Annotated in this window: 16 protein-coding genes; 1 reads left to right on the top strand and 15 read right to left on the bottom strand. The window is 36.0% G+C overall.

What is annotated here, in order from left to right; genetic code table 11:
* Positions 1-8 precede the first annotated feature (8 nt).
* The 4 genes from SJY16_RS02730 to SJY16_RS02715 form a co-directional block, all read right to left on the bottom strand.
* Entirely contained in the window at positions 9-476 is a 468-nt protein-coding gene (locus tag SJY16_RS02730) for a hypothetical protein (protein WP_377887534.1), read from the bottom strand.
* A gap of 69 nt (positions 477-545) precedes the next feature.
* Positions 546-1,007: an SMI1/KNR4 family protein gene (locus tag SJY16_RS02725; RefSeq protein ID WP_377887533.1), complete on the bottom strand. Its 462-nt coding sequence runs from the start codon at positions 1,005-1,007 to the stop codon at positions 546-548.
* A 53-nt stretch (positions 1,008-1,060) separates the two neighbouring features.
* Positions 1,061-1,492, bottom strand: coding sequence for an SMI1/KNR4 family protein (locus tag SJY16_RS02720; protein ID WP_377887532.1), 432 nt, complete (start codon positions 1,490-1,492; stop codon positions 1,061-1,063).
* Positions 1,476-2,006, bottom strand: coding sequence for a hypothetical protein (locus SJY16_RS02715; RefSeq protein WP_377887531.1), 531 nt, complete (start codon positions 2,004-2,006; stop codon positions 1,476-1,478). The genes SJY16_RS02720 and SJY16_RS02715 overlap by 17 nt, the downstream gene beginning before the upstream one ends.
* A 242-nt stretch (positions 2,007-2,248) precedes the next feature.
* On the opposite strand from SJY16_RS02715, the gene SJY16_RS02710 reads away from it, so the two are divergent.
* Positions 2,249-3,349 carry a S8 family peptidase gene (locus tag SJY16_RS02710; protein ID WP_377887530.1) on the top strand — a complete coding sequence of 367 codons (1,101 nt, stop codon included), beginning with the start codon at positions 2,249-2,251 and terminating at the stop codon, positions 3,347-3,349.
* A gap of 242 nt (positions 3,350-3,591) precedes the next feature.
* Here the strand turns inward: SJY16_RS02710 and SJY16_RS02705 are convergent, their stop codons facing one another.
* From SJY16_RS02705 to SJY16_RS02655, 11 genes are all read right to left on the bottom strand, one after another.
* Entirely contained in the window at positions 3,592-3,969 is a 378-nt protein-coding gene (locus SJY16_RS02705) for a hypothetical protein (RefSeq protein ID WP_377887529.1), read from the bottom strand.
* A gap of 219 nt (positions 3,970-4,188) precedes the next feature.
* Complete coding sequence (locus SJY16_RS02700) at positions 4,189-5,010, bottom strand: zinc-ribbon domain-containing protein (protein WP_377887528.1); 822 nt, start codon at positions 5,008-5,010, stop codon at positions 4,189-4,191.
* Positions 5,011-5,043: 33 nt separating this feature from the next.
* Positions 5,044-6,447 (bottom strand): TcaA NTF2-like domain-containing protein, encoded by a 1,404-nt coding sequence (locus SJY16_RS02695; protein ID WP_377887527.1) that lies wholly within the window; start codon positions 6,445-6,447, stop codon positions 5,044-5,046.
* A 443-nt stretch (positions 6,448-6,890) separates the two neighbouring features.
* Positions 6,891-7,919 carry a UDP-glucose 4-epimerase GalE gene (gene galE / locus SJY16_RS02690; RefSeq protein WP_377887526.1) on the bottom strand — a complete coding sequence of 343 codons (1,029 nt, stop codon included), beginning with the start codon at positions 7,917-7,919 and terminating at the stop codon, positions 6,891-6,893.
* Between the two features lie 398 nt (positions 7,920-8,317).
* On the bottom strand, positions 8,318-8,779 hold the full coding sequence (locus SJY16_RS02685) for an Imm30 family immunity protein (RefSeq protein ID WP_377887525.1): 462 nt from the start codon (positions 8,777-8,779) through the stop codon (positions 8,318-8,320).
* Between the two features lie 773 nt (positions 8,780-9,552).
* A complete protein-coding gene (locus SJY16_RS02680) occupies positions 9,553-9,972 on the bottom strand; it encodes an SMI1/KNR4 family protein (RefSeq protein ID WP_377887523.1) in 420 nt (139 codons plus the stop codon).
* Positions 9,973-9,976: 4 nt separating this feature from the next.
* Positions 9,977-11,839 (bottom strand): HNH/ENDO VII family nuclease, encoded by a 1,863-nt coding sequence (locus tag SJY16_RS02675; protein WP_377887522.1) that lies wholly within the window; start codon positions 11,837-11,839, stop codon positions 9,977-9,979.
* A 520-nt stretch (positions 11,840-12,359) separates the two neighbouring features.
* The gene (locus SJY16_RS02670) at positions 12,360-12,698 is read right to left on the bottom strand and encodes a hypothetical protein (protein ID WP_377887521.1); all 339 of its coding nucleotides are present in this window, start codon (positions 12,696-12,698) and stop codon (positions 12,360-12,362) included.
* A 276-nt stretch (positions 12,699-12,974) separates the two neighbouring features.
* A complete protein-coding gene (locus tag SJY16_RS02665) occupies positions 12,975-13,301 on the bottom strand; it encodes a hypothetical protein (RefSeq protein WP_377887520.1) in 327 nt (108 codons plus the stop codon).
* A 15-nt stretch (positions 13,302-13,316) separates the two neighbouring features.
* Positions 13,317-14,456 carry a hypothetical protein gene (locus SJY16_RS02660; protein ID WP_377887519.1) on the bottom strand — a complete coding sequence of 380 codons (1,140 nt, stop codon included), beginning with the start codon at positions 14,454-14,456 and terminating at the stop codon, positions 13,317-13,319.
* Between the two features lie 55 nt (positions 14,457-14,511).
* Positions 14,512-16,350 carry a TcaA NTF2-like domain-containing protein gene (locus SJY16_RS02655; RefSeq protein WP_377887518.1) on the bottom strand — a complete coding sequence of 613 codons (1,839 nt, stop codon included), beginning with the start codon at positions 16,348-16,350 and terminating at the stop codon, positions 14,512-14,514.
* Between the last annotated feature and the right edge of the window lie 39 nt (positions 16,351-16,389).

The raw sequence follows: 16,389 nt of genomic DNA, 5'->3' as shown, positions 1-16,389 counted from the left end.
TTCTTTAATTATGCTAAATCTAATCGCTTAAGTAATAGAAACCATTCGTCGAAATATGAGTCAGGTATTAGCTCTTCATATTTATCTCCAAAAGCAAAGGTAAGAATGAATTCTTCAAAATTATCCGCGACTTTCAATAATTGCTCGGATTGATAGAGATAAACTGCCTCAGATTCTTTATGAATGACTAACGGTTCAAATAAGACCTGCCCTACTTCAATCCACTTTTCATGACCACCTGAAAAATCTGAGACACGAAATTGATGCGAAGGCAACTCTTCATATGACCAAATATCAATTGCCCCACACCTAGCACCATCTGATAACTTAAGGAAATAATAATAGTCTATAGGTGTGATGTTATTTTCTACAGATTTTTCTATACCCCTATTTAGCTCACCATAGATGATACTGTCTGGATCTGCTAACAATTCGTTCATAACTTTCTCAATGCTTAGCTTTAACAGGTCCTCCATACAACTTGTTCCAACCCTTTTCTATTGAAAATAGCTCAAAACCTCAATCAATTTCACCTGAGAATTCGATTATATTAAATTATAAAAATAATCTTCTTCTTCGTCTATTTTCCTTAAGAACTCTTCCAATGAATCAGCAATTTTAGTATCAATATAATAAATTGGGCTTGTCCCTCTATTACTTAGTGAAATGGAGAGGTAAAGGCCTTCCACCGCTTCAAAAAATACTAGTTTATTGGAATCAGTATAAATATCGAGATCTGGATCGAATTCATAAACGTCTTCCTTAAGCCTTATATCAGCAACACTCTCAGGATCTATCAACCTATTGATAGCACTAGACCCCCGATTTATAAAACCATACCCTATTTCATTATAAAAAGTTTTTAATTCGTCTGGAAGCTGGATCCCCATTCTACCCTCTGCACTTTTTATAGTTGGTTCTTCTAAGTTGTAAAATTTATGGTCTTTAATTGATAATTTATCATCTTCGCACGAAATATAACTTGAAAGGAAACGGCAAAGGCTCATTAAGATTTCTCCTAGTAAAATTTTAGATCAATTTATATAACATACTGTAACACTCAATCTATCATTAATTGGTTTATTCCATAATTTCTAGTCAATAATTCTTCGAGAGAAGGCGCAACATACTCCGCACCTTCTATATCTAAATCACCAAATCCAATCAAATATAATCCGTATCCGCTTTTCCCGTTAAGATAAATTAATGCTCTCCCACCTTCATCATCTCCTACAGCAAGAGATGCAGGTATATATTGTTGTATGTTATACGCCTCGTTCATTTCAATAGATCCTAAAGCACCCCAAATTCTGATATACATTTTGTTATCTACATTCATTTCAATTTCTGTAGCTTCACGTATTAATTCAATATAATCAAGTGGGACATTTATTGTACAAAATTCTTTCAGTTTGTTTATTTCTTCTTCTGTAGAAGGAATCTGTGATGAATCAATATTGAAACTATCACTTAAATTATTTAATATACTCATATTTAATAATCAACCCTTTCATAAGACCATAGCTGACAGCTCCACCGATACCTGCAACAACCGCAGCACCTGCAGAAATAACACCGAGAGCAACACCCCCAGTTAATATCGTTGCACCCGCTCCAAGAATAATAAGCGACTTCTCTAATACTGAACGTTCACTCCACCACTCACCGATTCCATGCAACTTGTCACCGACCCACTTAAGGCCTTCGGTGGTTTTATCTTTTATTAAATCGAAGCCTCCACTAGCAACCTCTTTTATACCATTCCAGGTGCTACCTATCGTTTTTTTCGTACTATCCATCGTACTCTCAAACCAGTTTGGAATCCACCAACTATTCGTCTCATTTTCTTTACTAGATTCCTGGTTAGAACTTGTTGTATTTGAATCTACTAAATCCGAATTATCGTAGTCTATTCCTCCACTGTTCGCAATCGCACTTACCGGAAGCATGAAGATGCTACTTATTAATATGATTAAAAAAATTACATTTGATTTTCTTTTCCCCACATTATCCCCCCCCTCTAGAAAATTCTAAGTTTAGAATACCGTCTCTAATGTGGTATCTCTATAAAATGGAAAAAAGAATATTAAAATAGCCCTTTCCACACATGAGGAAAGGGCTAAAACTCAACAATTATCCATTTCCTAGACCATTAACTACCTATTTCCCTCAATCACCCAAACAATCTATCACTCTACTGAATAAACTAGTAATGCAGTTACCAACATAGGAGGTGTTATCGATTACAATGAATTATTATCCTAATCGAATTGTCATAGGGTTTCAATCTGGGGTATCTCCAAGTACGGCATTACAGATCATCCAACAAGTTGGAGGTCTTACAGTTATTGATACAATCCCTGTACTGAATGTCTACGTTGTTTCAGTCCTTCCTTCACTTTTGAACATCAAAATGACGATTCTCTCAAACTTCTCAGGAGTTCGTTATGTTGAATACGATGGCATTCTAAGTGCTCAGCTCACACCGAACGATCCACTTTTCCCTCAACAATGGGGCCTTCTTAAGATAAACTCTACACGAGCATGGAACGTTACACGTGGTTCAACGTTAGTAAATATTGCGATTCTCGACACTGGCGTCCAAACGAATCACCCTGATTTAGTGGACAAGGTGATCTTAAGTCACAATTTCTCAGCGTCATCCACAGTACAGGACTTGAATGGTCACGGCACACACGTTGCAGGCATCGCAGCTGCTACAACAAGAAATGACCTTGGCGTTGCTGGACTTGCGATTAATCCTAAGATTATGAATATAAAAGTGTTAGACGACAGTGGAAGCGGTGCTTTCAGCGATGTGGCACAAGGCGTCGTTTATGCAACTCAAAATGGTGCCAAAGTCATCAACTTAAGTCTCGGAGGTACTTTAGCAAGCGCTACTCTTCAAAACGCCCTTCAATACGCGAAAGATAATGGCGTACTTAGCGTTGCAGCCGCTGGTAATCAAAACTCAAGCAACCTTTTCTACCCAGCCGCTTATGTACAATGCCTTAGCGTCGCAGCCTTAAACCAGGACGATACAAAGGCTTCGTTCTCAAATCACGGTGCTTCCTGGGTCGATGTTGCAGCTCCCGGAGTCAATATCTTATCAACACTTCCTACTTATGCAAATAGCCAGGGAGGAACAAGCTATGGCTCTTTATCAGGCACATCAATGGCCGGGCCTTTCGTAGCTGGTCTCGCAGCACTCATGCTCTCCCTAGACTCGAACGTGAACAACGTTCTTAACGCGATTCAGACCACAACTGTATCGATAAATGGGACAGGTACTTTGTATCAAAGAGGTAGAATTAATACTTATGCGGCTTTGTTGAAGATAACAGAGTAAGAGAGAATTGAATCAGTGGAGACGTTTCTGCTGATTCAACCTTTTGAAAAAAATCAATTCTTTATTTCACCTTGTGAACTACCTCTTCTTTCAGGTATAACTATATCTCTATATTGATTTTTATAAATGTGAATACCTCTTCTTGTGTGAGAATTATAGTTACATAATTGCCATATAAAAAAGGCACAAGGAGTATAACCTTCCCTATGCCTCATACAACCATATTATGTTTTCAGTCTAGATTATTCAAAGCTCCATGTTGAACTCATATCCATAAAATAATACTTTTCTCCTACAGGTTTAAATCTCGCAGCCTTCTTAATTTCTTCATCTTCACTTTCAAACATAACTAGACTACGCTCTTTATTTACAGTGAAGGTGAATTCATCTAATGATCTACCAGAAAAATCTGGTCCAAGCTCGGATAGTACATAATTCGTTGGCCATGACCATTCGTCCGATTTATTGATTGTATTCAAAACTTCTTCATCGCCATCTATTACTGCTTGCACAAAAGTTTGTGCAGTGCTTTCCATGGATGACTGATCAATACTTCCACACCCCGTAAGCAACATACCTAATAACCCCAATAACATAACAAACTTAATTTTACTCTTCATTATTTACCACCTTTAATATACCCTTGTACATTTCACTATATTAGAAAAATATATTTCGTTGTAAACGGCTTTCTCTTTTTCGACACGGGCTTACGTTTTAACTTCTGTACCACACGACGAATAAAATGCTTCTTCCCACTTCTATAGGTAAATTACTAAGTAGGCTGATTTGCATTGTTCCTATTACTTATTCATTAATAGAATAGTCGCAGAAACCTCCTAGAATCCAAAAGGCACCATACTACCCATTTGATCAATAATATTTTCCATAACCGTCATTAGAACAACTGCAAAGAAGATAAACATAACCACATTCGTGATGATTAAACCGTAATACACATCTAATCCACCACTCGCTTTCTCTTTTAAAGAAAAGAGTAGTGAAGTACTTGAAACTGTAAAGAGACCTAATCCAAGAAAGAAGAATAAAGCACTTAGAAAACTAGCAGAAATAAACGCGAACAACACTGCTACTAGTAATAGTGATGCAGGGATAACAATGAAGACGCCAAAACGCGTCATCACATTCATAAACGATAGATCGGCTCTCATTAATTTCGCTACACCAAAATTGACGGCCGTGAATACTGCAAGAAAGATAAGAATATAAATAAATGGTTGAATAACGATTGCTCCGAATGGAATTGGCACAGAAGCACCAGGAGAAAATCCATTAGTAATACTATTCGTTACGTTTTTCGTTGTCATATATGAAAAGAATGGAAGCAAAAATGCAAATAATAGATGAGCGATTATTCCATTTATCTTATCCGAGTCTGTTACCTTATGACTGGCAGCCATCGGTCCTTTGAAAGCTTCTAGTGCAAATGAGAAAAAGTTCTTGCTGATTTGTTTTCCTTTTTCGAGGTATTCGTTGTTTGCTGTACCAGTAGTACTAGCAGTTGCAGCCGTCATTTGCTGAGTCACTTGCTGTTGATTTAACTGAGCCGCTTCATTTGCATTAGCATTAAGTTGACCTCCACAACCACCACAAAACTTTGCATTTTCTTCGTATACAGCTCCACAATTTGAACAATACATCCTATCACCAATCCTTTATTTAGTTTTTGTTCTCTAAAGATCGTTCCGATCTGTATCTTTAATCACAATCTTAGTAATCTTAAGCCCATCTTCTTCTTTACTTAGATAGTACGTTTTCTCCCGATCGTAATGAATTTGTTCATTAAGATGATTAGTGAAAACGAATATCTCGTTTGTGGAAACAGAATACATCCCTTCTCCGAGATCTTCTGTAGCCGTTACCGTATTATCAGTAAACTCGTACGAATAACCCTTGTCCTGTAGATCGCCAATATATTTCTTTAATTCTTTGTCTGCTGGACTCTTACTAAGTAAAAAAGGAGAAATGATACTATAATCTCGAGAATTTAATGCATTTTCATAAGCTTGACGAAAATTCAGGACATGATCTTCAGCGCTGTCGCTATTTTCAACCGTATCTTCGCCCACTTTCTCTAAGGTAGACGCAACAACAGCATCTTCATCAATAGCAAATTCAAACTCTAACGTTCCCCAGTTATCCTCATACTGATTAATATCATCCGTTTTATGAACTTCTCCATCGCTGTCTTTCCATTCAGCATGCATCACGACATTCTTATCGTCCGGAAAAGGGCCAAGTGCATCAAACTCTGATAGTGTTTTCTTTGTGCTTTTTCCATCGATAAACAATGTAGATTCTGGAACATTTGTATCATAAGAAAGCATGAATCCTGAGAATTCAATCGGTATAGAAATTGGTTCATTCCCATGCGTCATCAGTTCCACCGTATCTTCATAAGTGAATTTCCCGAAAGGATTACTAGCTGTTCCACTAACGTCAAATTCACCCGGATAAGCTTTTCCAAACGACATTTCTTCACCGACTTCTTTCGCATCACTAGATTGCTTGCCAATGGTGATGGTAGCCTCTTCAACATTACTACTTACAAGCACTTCATTCGGAATTGCGTCAAAAGCATATGTATAGTAAACCCCTGGGATCAAGGCCTTTTTCTTCACAATAAAAACCTGGTTCCCATTGCTATCTCTGATTGTCGTATCAAATGCGTAATCAGCTTCTTCCATTGCAATAAGTTGAAGACGGATCTCTTCCCAACCAGATTCTTTTATATACTGTAAGTAATGATCTTTATTAATAAGTGCGGATTGATCAAGATTAACCTCGTCAAAAAACGCTTCCGTCTCTTCCTCGCTGATCGCTCGATCCATTGCCTTTACTTTGTTCATAGGGTCCGTCATTGACGTGATGACAAAATGGGCGATGATCAAACAGGCGATCGTAATACCACTTGCTAGTAAACTTATTTTCTTTTTGCGTGAAAGTGGTTGTCTTTCTTTTTTCACTTCTACTGCCTCTGGATTCTGCTCCTTACTTTCTCCTTGAGGTGAGCCACACTCCGTACAAAACGCATTGTTTTCTTTAAGAGGTTGTCCACACTCGGTACAAAAACTCAATTCATTCTTCCCCCTTCCACATAATAAAAATAGTTTATACAGAAAATATCTTACTTCACTCACTCGTTTTAAAGACGATATAACGGAGTCTTTAGAACTATTCTTTTCCATATAATTCCCTCACACTAGTATATCGGTATGAAATTAGGAACTTTTAGACTGAAAATGATAAAAGATAGATTTTCTTCCATAAAGTAGTTGTCTTGTTATCAGACTGATTATCGTCCAGTAGTATAATTCAAAAGACGGACGATCTATTAAACGTAAAGAAGCCCTTAATCAAACGTTTGATTAAGGGCTTCGGTTAATTTTTTTGTGGAGTATTATTTAATTGAGTCATGAACCGCAGCTTTTACACTGTCTTTGAAGTTTTGTATGAAACCCGATTTATGAGAAAGTAATTCACCTGTAAACCTATAGAATAGATAAATAATCAAGCATGATCAGGTAAGGACCTGATCATGCTTATAGCCATGTGGATTCCTTTGCTGCCAGCGCCATGTATCGCGGCACATTTCTTCTATTTCCTTTTCAGCCACCCAGCCTAGCACTTTCTTTGCTTTAGTTGAATCGGCATAACATTCGGCTATGTCACCTGGACGACGTGGTGCAATTGAATAAGTTATAGCTGTACGAGTAGCTTTTTCGAATGCTTTTACCATTTGAAGTACGCTATATCCTTTCCCTGTACCTAAGTTAAAAGCTTCTACTCCTGTAGTACCCATAAGATGTTCAAGAGCTTTTATATGCCCCTTTGCTAAATCTACCACGTGAATATAGTCACGCACACCAGTGCCATCAACCGTGGCATAATCATTACCATAAATACTAAGCTGATCGAGTTTACCAATGGCTACCTGACTGATAAATGGCATTAAGTTATTGGGAATACCAGTTGGATCCTCACCAATCCGACCACTTAGATGAGCACCAATCGGATTGAAATAGCGTAAGAGTGCGATGCTCCACCCCGAATCAGCTTCGAATAAATCTCGTAACACCTGTTCAGTCATTAGCTTTGTTTGTCCATAAGGACTTGTTGCACTTAAGGGCGCATCTTCCTTAATAGGCACCAATTTAGGGTTACCATATACAGTGGCAGATGAACTAAATACGATTTTCTTAACATGGAATTTTTCCATTACCTTGCACAAATTAAAAGTCCCAGTTAGATTATTATGATAGTAATCAAGTGGTCTCAAAACAGATTCTCCTACCGCTTTTAACCCTGCAAAATGAATAACAGAATCGATATGATTTTCTTCAAATACTCTTTCAAGCGAATCAGGATCTAATAAATTCACATTATAAAAAGGAAACTCAGTATCCGTTAGTTCACTTACTCGATTTAGCGATTCTATATTGCTATTGGAAAGGCTATCTACTACTACGATCTTATATCCCTGGCTTATTAGCTGAACGCATGTATGACTTCCAATATATCCTGCACCACCGGTTATTAAGATAGCCATTTTGATACCCTCCTGTTATAAACCTTGAATGAATAAAGTAATAGTGAGCCTTCGAAATAAACCAATAACAGCAGTTATCATTTGAAACTAAAAACAAGCGCGTTTTAGAGAAAATGAATAATAATATCGTTCTTTTTAAAGAACGTAACTTTATTATATGTTTCTTTGGGAAGAATAGAAACTTTCGTATTAAGTCAAATAGTATAATAAAATTAGATTTTTCTTTAAAAAACTAAGGTATTCTATCATATGCTTATTAATTCTTTATAAAGAACACATCATCATCTATAAATCAACTGAGGGTTTAGCTTATTTGTTTCTTTGACTAATATTTTTCGTGGAAATTTATTTCAATTTTTAAATGAGTCATAAGAACCGTCCGAGACCAGTGATTCATATTATATCTTCATCATTACTTCATCTACAGAGTTACCAAACATGTCAGGGTCTTCATTTTTAATATCATTTAATAAATCTATAATTTGAAGTCTGATACTCAAATCTATCTTAGAAAGCACCTTACCATACACCAACCTCACTTCCGGGTGGTTTAGGATTCTATAGTGTATAACCTCCATCCACTCTTTAGCATTGAAGATTACTTTTGGAACAGCTATCGCAATTAATTTCAGTCCTTCTTCTAAATTTTTCTTATAAAGAAACTCTACACTATGTACTAAACTAAACATGACCTCATGGTTTTCTGTTCCATCTTCAAAGACTTTACAAAGGTCACTTATTAATGAGGTATCACCACCAGAAATAAGCTGCTCTAAGGCAACTTCAAATTCAGATATCTCTTCTGGAGTTTGTAGAAAACGGTTAGAGTATACCTTCATTAATTGTAACTGAATATTCATGTTTTTCACCCCATCTATTTTTCAAATAAGTCAGGATACAATTCCTTGTTTTTACTAATGACTTTTTTAAGTCCATTTCTAATGCCTGAAGTGTAAAGAAGACATTATTTATTGTGAAGATGATGTGGAGGAGAGATCATTGGGGTAAAACGATTAGTACTATTTTATGAGGAGGAAGGAGTTCCTTCATTTAATGGTTGAAGAATAATGAAGGAATTCAATATAGTATTGTATCGTTCTCGGATAATGGTTCGTGGAATCTTTATACTGGTGTTAAATTTTCTTGAGGATTTCATCATTGAGTTGAGTTTCCCCATTATAAATGTTGTGCTTTTGCAAGTTTACTAGGCGACTTTGATATTGTTTTGCGGACCTATCTTTTATCTGCCTTTCGTCCTTTTTAAGGGTATGTCTCATTAGAAGATAATCAATAAACTCCATATCCATCCTCCCCACGTAAGTGAAATTATTGCTTAAATTATTTGCTTGAAACTAATTTTTCTCTCTTTATATATTGAATTCCTTCATTAATTTAAAGGATTAGGTAGATGATTCTACCGATTTATATAACTATACAAAATAAAACAGATGAGCTCACCAATAATCATTGGTTGATCACCTGTTTTTCTATAGCTTGCTTAGAATTATGGTATATCACTACTAATTTGCGAATTGTCATTAGTTCGTTAGTGTTTACCCACCTTGAAGTGAATCATGAGAACCGTCCCCGTGATTCACCCGTAATTCTCATTACATGATTACTGATTCCTTCCTTACCAATTATCAATTGCCTCTTTAAAAGTATCGAACAAATACTCATAGAAATTCTCATACATCACAGTTCCTTGTTTTTGAAATCTGTTCCAATATAATACACTCGTTTTGCTGCCCGTCTTACTACACACGACAAATTCTCCTAGATCTTCAATGACAATTAAATCTTTCGGAAGTCCTAATTGACGATATCTTTTTGTATTTAACAATACAGATGAACCTAACTCTCCCTCTATCCCTAAAACGTTTACTCCACAGATACCTCCTGATCCGTAGTTCCTTACGAACTCTTTGTACTGATCTGGAAAACTCACTTTTAACTCATCTTCAACGAGTGTTATGTATTCTTCCTGTATAGGACCATAAAAATCTTTATCTTCTTTATAGTTGTCTATCATCTTGTTTATCATGTTATTCATAGCCTTATCTCCTTTCTATACTTTGGTGTCGCCATCTCCAATATTTCCTCATAAAATTAGTATATTGTTTAATTAATTCAGGGTTATTTCTGAAACTATTCCCATTTTCCACAAGTCCATGTAATACTTTTGTATATTCGTCATGAGAGGTCGCTTCAATTTCTACCATATTCCCAGTTTCTTTTTGAATTAAGTGGTGTAATTCAATTTGAGCTTCTTTTCCATTTTTATCTATGATAAAAGGGGGTCTCCCTTTGGCTGCGAGTTCTTTATTTGTAAGTCCCTTTCCGCTAGGATTAACAGGTTTATATTCCCAGTCAATACTATTCTTCTGATAGACCCTTCTAGATATATCAACTTTTTTTCCATTTACGTTAACAGTCCCCTCAACTTGGACAGCTTTATATTTCTCATCATTTAACCAAGGAAGTTTAACTTCTTCTCCAACTAATTTAGATGTATTCTTGAATCCTATTGTGTTACCAAAAAAACGCTCCTCAACCTTTTCGTTAACACCCGAAATGTTATTATTTGAAAAAAATTGAAGGTCCACTTTGGGAATACCCGTTAAATCTGAGCCATTTTTTCTTACATTACCTCCAACATAGCTATTACTTCCGGATAGAGTTCCTGTACGTTCTATTGAATTAGATTGTGGTGCAGACTTATTATTTACTAATGGCTGATTATTCATTGCACTGCTAATTATTTCATCTTGTTTTGCTATGTTCCCGAGAGATGGCCCAAAAGCAACCGCCCCACCCAAGGTAAGTGACAACCCTGCAACCATCAACGTCTTTTTAATACCAGGGCTCTTTCCCTCAAACAAATTACCAAGCACATACTCTGAAGTCCCGCCAACTGTGGAACTGCTAGCTGTTTTTAATCCCTTAGACTTTGTTAAAGTACCGATCCCTTGAAACGTTTTAGTAGCTAGTCCTGCGCCAACTGCACCGGCAGCCCCCCAGACAACCATGTCATTAATCATTGCCTTTGAATCAAGTGGCTCTCCATTTACCACGGTATTGTATACATGAGTTCCACCTGCAAAAACAGAGGAAATCGCACCGCCAGTGAGTGCCCCCTTACTAGAAATCAGGCCCAAAACCGGACGAGCAGCTCGGACTACTGCACCTGTACTGCTCAGTATAGCTGTGCCTACTCTAGTTCGCCCTAAAGCACTCATACCGTTCTTAATAACTCCACCCACACGTGAATGACTTATACCTTTTGAAGCAGCAGTTAAGAGCGAACCTCCTCTTGCTCCAAGAACTCCTATTCCTCGTAATGCACCAAAGCCAATACCTCCAAGAGCACCTAACGTCATCATACCTAGCCCGCCGACCAATGACGCATCATCAGTATTCATCGCATAAAGACCATAATTGATTGCTCCACCAATACCAGCAACAACTGCAGCACCTGCAGAAATAAAACCAAGGGCAACACCACCGGTTAATATCGCCGCACCCGTTCCAAGAATAATAAGCGACTTCTCTAAGAGTGAGCGTTCACTCCACCATTCACCGACTCCGTGTAACTTGTCAGAGATCCACTCAATGCCTTGGTTCGTTTTATCTCTTATTAAATCGAAACCGCTAATAGCAATCTCTTTTGTACCATTCCATGTATTGACTAAGGTCTTTTTCGTTTTATCAGTCGCATTTTCAAACCAGTTAGGAATCCACCAACTATTATCTTTCTTATCTTTACTAGATTCCTGGTTTGAACTTGTTGTATTAGAATCTACTAACTCCGATTTATCATAGTCTATACTTCCACTGCTCGCAATAGCACTTACTGGAAGCATAAAGATGCTACTAATTAATATAATTAGAAATATTATAGTTGGTTTTCGTTTCTCCATACTATCCCGCCCTCTAGTCAAATCTAAGTTAAGAATACATCCTCTACTAAGTTCTCTCTATAAACTTAAAAAAGAAAATTAAAATAGCCCTTTCCTTATGTGAGGAAAGGGCTAAGCTGTCATAAAACAATCAGCGGGAGGGTTATGCTGATTAAAGCATTTGTATAATGGGACGAGGTACCTGTCCCCATGTCCATATTCTTCTTTCATAGTGGGTCATAAATGGCAGGCGTGGGTCTATCTATATCCTCTTCAAAAAGCCATTCAATCAAACGTTTGTTTAATAACCTGGTTGTTTGAGAATCAAAGGGACGGTTCTAATGATTCATTTATTTACAAAATACAAAGAAACCAGGAGATCTTATCTACTGATTAGTTTACTGATGTTTCTTTGAGATTGAAGAAAGTTGGTTTAACATGGAAGTGAATCACGAAAACCGTTCCCATAGCTTAAAAACAAAGAAAATCAGGTGAATCAATCATAAAATGGTTAAGTTCATCTGATTTTTTAAAGTTTTGTTTACGAAAAATCAATTTTGAGATGAATCACTAGAACCGTCCCCGTGATTCTCTTCTTCATGCGCAAAACGATATTTGGTCTTATAATTCCAATTATTAATAAAACAATGCTTATAATAGCGGTCAATAGAACCACTAAATCAAGAGTAAATAACCAGCTCGCTATAGAGCCTAGTCCTAACGCAAATAGTAGATAGGCCATCCCACTATAAAACAGAAATACCTTCCATCGTCTCTTTGCTCTCTTTCCATTCCATAAAAAAACATATTTTGGCCAAATCATTCCGATAACAACTAAAATAATGGACAAACAAAACAAGATTAATAGCACTTCAAACATCTTTTTCACCTAACTCTCATTTTCGACAGAAAATTATCCCATTAATTCTAATTTTAAGGAAAATAAAGGAAAATACAATCGTTGATTAGTATTTAGCACCTTATTTTTTGCTATCTTTCATGAAATTGATCAACTCATTTTCAAACAATAAAGAAGAGTCATCTAACAAAAGATAGTTACTGTAGATATTCAACTAACTGAAACAAGCTGTTAATCAAACGTTTGATTAACAGCTTGTTTTATAGGGATCTTTATTAATGTAATTTGAGTATTCTATCACACGCCATATATCTGTTGTCCTAAAGCACGATCTACATAGTCAATAGTACCATCAACATTTGTATCAAAATTCCACTCAGTCATTCCAAAGTGAGTTTCAAACTCATCAACTACGTTGTTATGATTAAGATCGACTTGATAGGAATCTATCTGATTATCATTCCCTATATCATAATCATACGCATCCATAACCATATCGTGATCTATATCATCAATTGAGTAAGTGCCATGCTCTTGTAATTCATACATTTGTAAATCGTTTGCATCTACTTCCATATTATAATTCATGTCCATGACATCAAAAGGATCAAAATCAATCGCCATATATTACGCTCCCTTTTATAATTTACTCCATAATTTCTTTAAACGTTTTCCCGTTTCCGAAAACTTTTTCGATTGTTCCTTAAAGACGTGATCTAGTGAGTTTTCAAATCTTGCTTCAAAATTTGGGCTATAAGTGTATTCAAAACTATCATATGGTAAGTTACTGTTAACCTGCTTTAATCGCTCCTTGTCACCTTCATTAACCCTTTTCATTAAAATTCTTTTAACAAGCTTGTCAGCTGGTGCAAAACCAAGTTTTCTAGCAATCCCCAATGACTTTAAATACATGATTTCGTCATCTATTTGGTCATAACATTCTGCAAGATAATAAAAATATTCTGATTTCCTTCGTCCTGATTGCTCATTACGTATTGCTTTGGAAATGTATTTTATTGATTTCTCTATCATTTGTTTTCTAGAATGTTCTGATTTTGCATGACAGGAAGAGTACATGATGGTTTTTCCAAGAAGGACGAGTTCGTTCGGCTCTAGGTCTTTTCCATCTTTTTTCATTTTGTTCATAAGAAGAGAAATGGTCATGCCAAGACATGTTTTAGAATCGAATTTTTCGAACTGGTCATCGATAGAATTTAAGCCCGCTGCAATTCCTTTACCCGCAACAAACCCTACTGGATTAATGACCGCTCTACCAATGCTAACTCCACTGTTCATTTTCTTATACATCATAGTAGCTTCATAGTAATATAACCAGTTCTCAGGTTTATTTGGATCATCCTTAAGCTTATTTTGCAATTCACCTAAACCGGAGGCTCCCTGAGTTGCATCACTTAAAGCTGATAATATAGGTAGGGAGGATAACTCGCTTTTTGCTTTCCTAGAAAAGTCCCCCCATTTAGAGGATGATGTATCTGATACTTTCACCTCAGGTGTTGCATTCACAATTAATCGATTTGTATCTTGATACTCTTTAATAAATTGGTAGATTAGTTGACTATTACCAGAAAAACCATCATATATTGCTTTTGCTTCATTGGAGAAAGGGTACTGTGCTGATTGTTTATAAGCATGTGAATAAACCTTATGCTTTACTCTTAATTGACTTTGCTCACTTGAAGGTACTTGCCATTCCTTACTTAAATAACTTTGAACATGAGCGTCTCTATACAATCTCCCCGATATTTCTTGATATTCCATAGAATTCAATTTCCTTCTCCCTAGAATTTGTTCTATCCTTTTATTTCATAACGCATTAATATTCTCTTGACTCAACCTCTTTAGTATCAATCAATTCACTGATATAGAGATAACCTTCAATCTGCTTTACTTTATATTGACTATTGAAGCTTTTGAATTTAACAGACCCATCACCATAAGTGATATCATACTCTTCATAAGTGTTAACTTGATAGGTGTTGTCATTGAGTTGATAAGTTTCAGTTGCGTAGAGTGTCAATAAATCTTCTGATATGTTTTTTTCATTCAAATAACTGATGTACTCTTTAGACTCTTTATAAGACTTTCCATATGGATCAAGATAATGCTCAACGTAAGAAAAATCATTCATTCGAATTGCATCGATTGTGGCATTCCCATATTGTTGTATGAAATATTCCAAGTCTTCCTGTGAGACACTCTCGTTGACAACAGGTTCTTCTTCTATTTCTTCTTCCACAACTTCCGGTTCGGAACTTACAATATCTTCTGAAGAAACCTCGTCAGTAAATAAGAGTTTATTAACTCCAAGATTATTATTTTCCATGACTTTGAGTAAGTATGCGCTGTTAAAACTTTTAACTTTTTGAGTTCCTTCAACTCCATATACAATATCGTATTCTTCATAGGTATTTATTTTATAAGTTGTTTCATCAATCCGTTCTACGTCATCAATTCTAAAAAACAACAACTTCTCAGAAATATCTTTTCCACTTAAATACTCGATATAGTCTAGTTGTTCCTGATACATCTCTCCATCTGGATCTATCATTCTTTCGACCAAAGAGAAATTTTGCTGGTTAATTGCGTTAATGGTCAAAGCAGAATACTGATCCATGAAATGTTTGATTTCTCGATCTGAAAATGTTGGAATTGGATTTTCCTCAATTACAGGTTCATCAACAACCTCTTCAGGTGGCGCTTCTAAAACATCATCCTCATTATCGACTTCTGTATCGGCAGGAGCTTCTTCAATAGTATTTACTTGTATTGCTTCAGGCTGATTCTCAACTCCGTTGTTATACATATTAGTAAATATAATAGTCAATATGATAATGACCAAGGTACCACCAATTAGAAGTGGTTTTTTCTTGGATTTCTTGTTACGATTTCTTTCCGATCGAATAGGTGGTTGCTCGACTTCTCTATTGGCTTCAAGATCCCTTTTTTTCTTTTTTCGTTCAACAATTGGTACATTTTTTTTCGTCTCTAAATCTACGTTTGCTTCAATAACTTCCTTTTCAACAAGACCTGACTTTTGCTTCTTTACTTCAATACTGGGATCCTTTAATAAGAGTTCTAAATCGCCGATAGTGGTCGGCTTTTTGTTTTCAATAACTCTTAAAATCTTTTTATCTATATTTGAGTAGATATTAATGATTTCAATTAGTTGATTTACATCAGATCTTTCATCACCCTGATGTTCTGAATCAAAAGCTATCTTTTCGTTTGTTCCATATAATACGATGGAATCATTTTCATTCACCCATATATTATTGGCAGTAATAGAACCATGAATAAGTTTCCTTTTGTGGAGGTGATGAACTGCATCCATTAGTTGATACACTTGATCTAAAGAAATAGACTTTTCACTGCGTAATAGTTGTCCTTCATCACACTTAAGAACTGCCATTACCTTTTTTCCATCAACCATTGTAACGGAAAGCACCCGAGGCAAGTATTTATAGTTTGTAACTTTCGATTGATAGTCATCATATATGGCAAACCAAGACTCCTGCAAACTTTCCTGTTTGGAGTAATCAGCAATCCTCAGGATGTGTTTTTCTTTTGATGAAGAATCAATAACTTCAAATACTTCTAATCCTTCATCACTTTTAAAAAGGGTATTGATTACTTCATAACCCTCGATTTTCATTGCATCATCCCTTTATCCCCTTATTCATTTTCTTTACCT

The sequence above is a fragment of the Alkalihalobacillus sp. R86527 genome (assembly GCF_042466185.1).
Lineage (GTDB): Bacteria > Bacillota > Bacilli > Bacillales > Guptibacillaceae > Guptibacillus.
The sequence above is the reverse complement of the archived record's forward strand: the minus strand, read 5'-3'. Positions and strand labels throughout refer to the sequence as shown.

Bases quoted from the DNA above. Each gene is read 5' to 3' on its own strand.
- SJY16_RS02730 (WP_377887534.1), bottom strand. From the start codon at position 476: ATGGAGGACCTGTTAAAGCTAAGCATTGAGAAAGTTATGAACGAATTG.
- SJY16_RS02725 (WP_377887533.1), bottom strand. From the start codon at position 1,007: ATGAGCCTTTGCCGTTTCCTTTCAAGTTATATTTCGTGCGAAGATGAT.
- SJY16_RS02720 (WP_377887532.1), bottom strand. From the start codon at position 1,492: ATGAGTATATTAAATAATTTAAGTGATAGTTTCAATATTGATTCATCA.
- SJY16_RS02710 (WP_377887530.1), top strand. From the start codon at position 2,249: ATGAATTATTATCCTAATCGAATTGTCATAGGGTTTCAATCTGGGGTA.
- SJY16_RS02705 (WP_377887529.1), bottom strand. From the start codon at position 3,969: ATGAAGAGTAAAATTAAGTTTGTTATGTTATTGGGGTTATTAGGTATG.
- SJY16_RS02700 (WP_377887528.1), bottom strand. From the start codon at position 5,010: ATGTATTGTTCAAATTGTGGAGCTGTATACGAAGAAAATGCAAAGTTT.
- galE (WP_377887526.1), bottom strand. From the start codon at position 7,919: ATGGCTATCTTAATAACCGGTGGTGCAGGATATATTGGAAGTCATACA.
- SJY16_RS02685 (WP_377887525.1), bottom strand. From the start codon at position 8,779: ATGAATATTCAGTTACAATTAATGAAGGTATACTCTAACCGTTTTCTA.
- SJY16_RS02680 (WP_377887523.1), bottom strand. From the start codon at position 9,972: ATGAATAACATGATAAACAAGATGATAGACAACTATAAAGAAGATAAA.
- SJY16_RS02675 (WP_377887522.1), bottom strand. From the start codon at position 11,839: ATGGAGAAACGAAAACCAACTATAATATTTCTAATTATATTAATTAGT.
- SJY16_RS02670 (WP_377887521.1), bottom strand. From the start codon at position 12,698: ATGTTTGAAGTGCTATTAATCTTGTTTTGTTTGTCCATTATTTTAGTT.
- SJY16_RS02665 (WP_377887520.1), bottom strand. From the start codon at position 13,301: ATGGCGATTGATTTTGATCCTTTTGATGTCATGGACATGAATTATAAT.
- SJY16_RS02660 (WP_377887519.1), bottom strand. From the start codon at position 14,456: ATGGAATATCAAGAAATATCGGGGAGATTGTATAGAGACGCTCATGTT.
- SJY16_RS02655 (WP_377887518.1), bottom strand. From the start codon at position 16,350: ATGAAAATCGAGGGTTATGAAGTAATCAATACCCTTTTTAAAAGTGAT.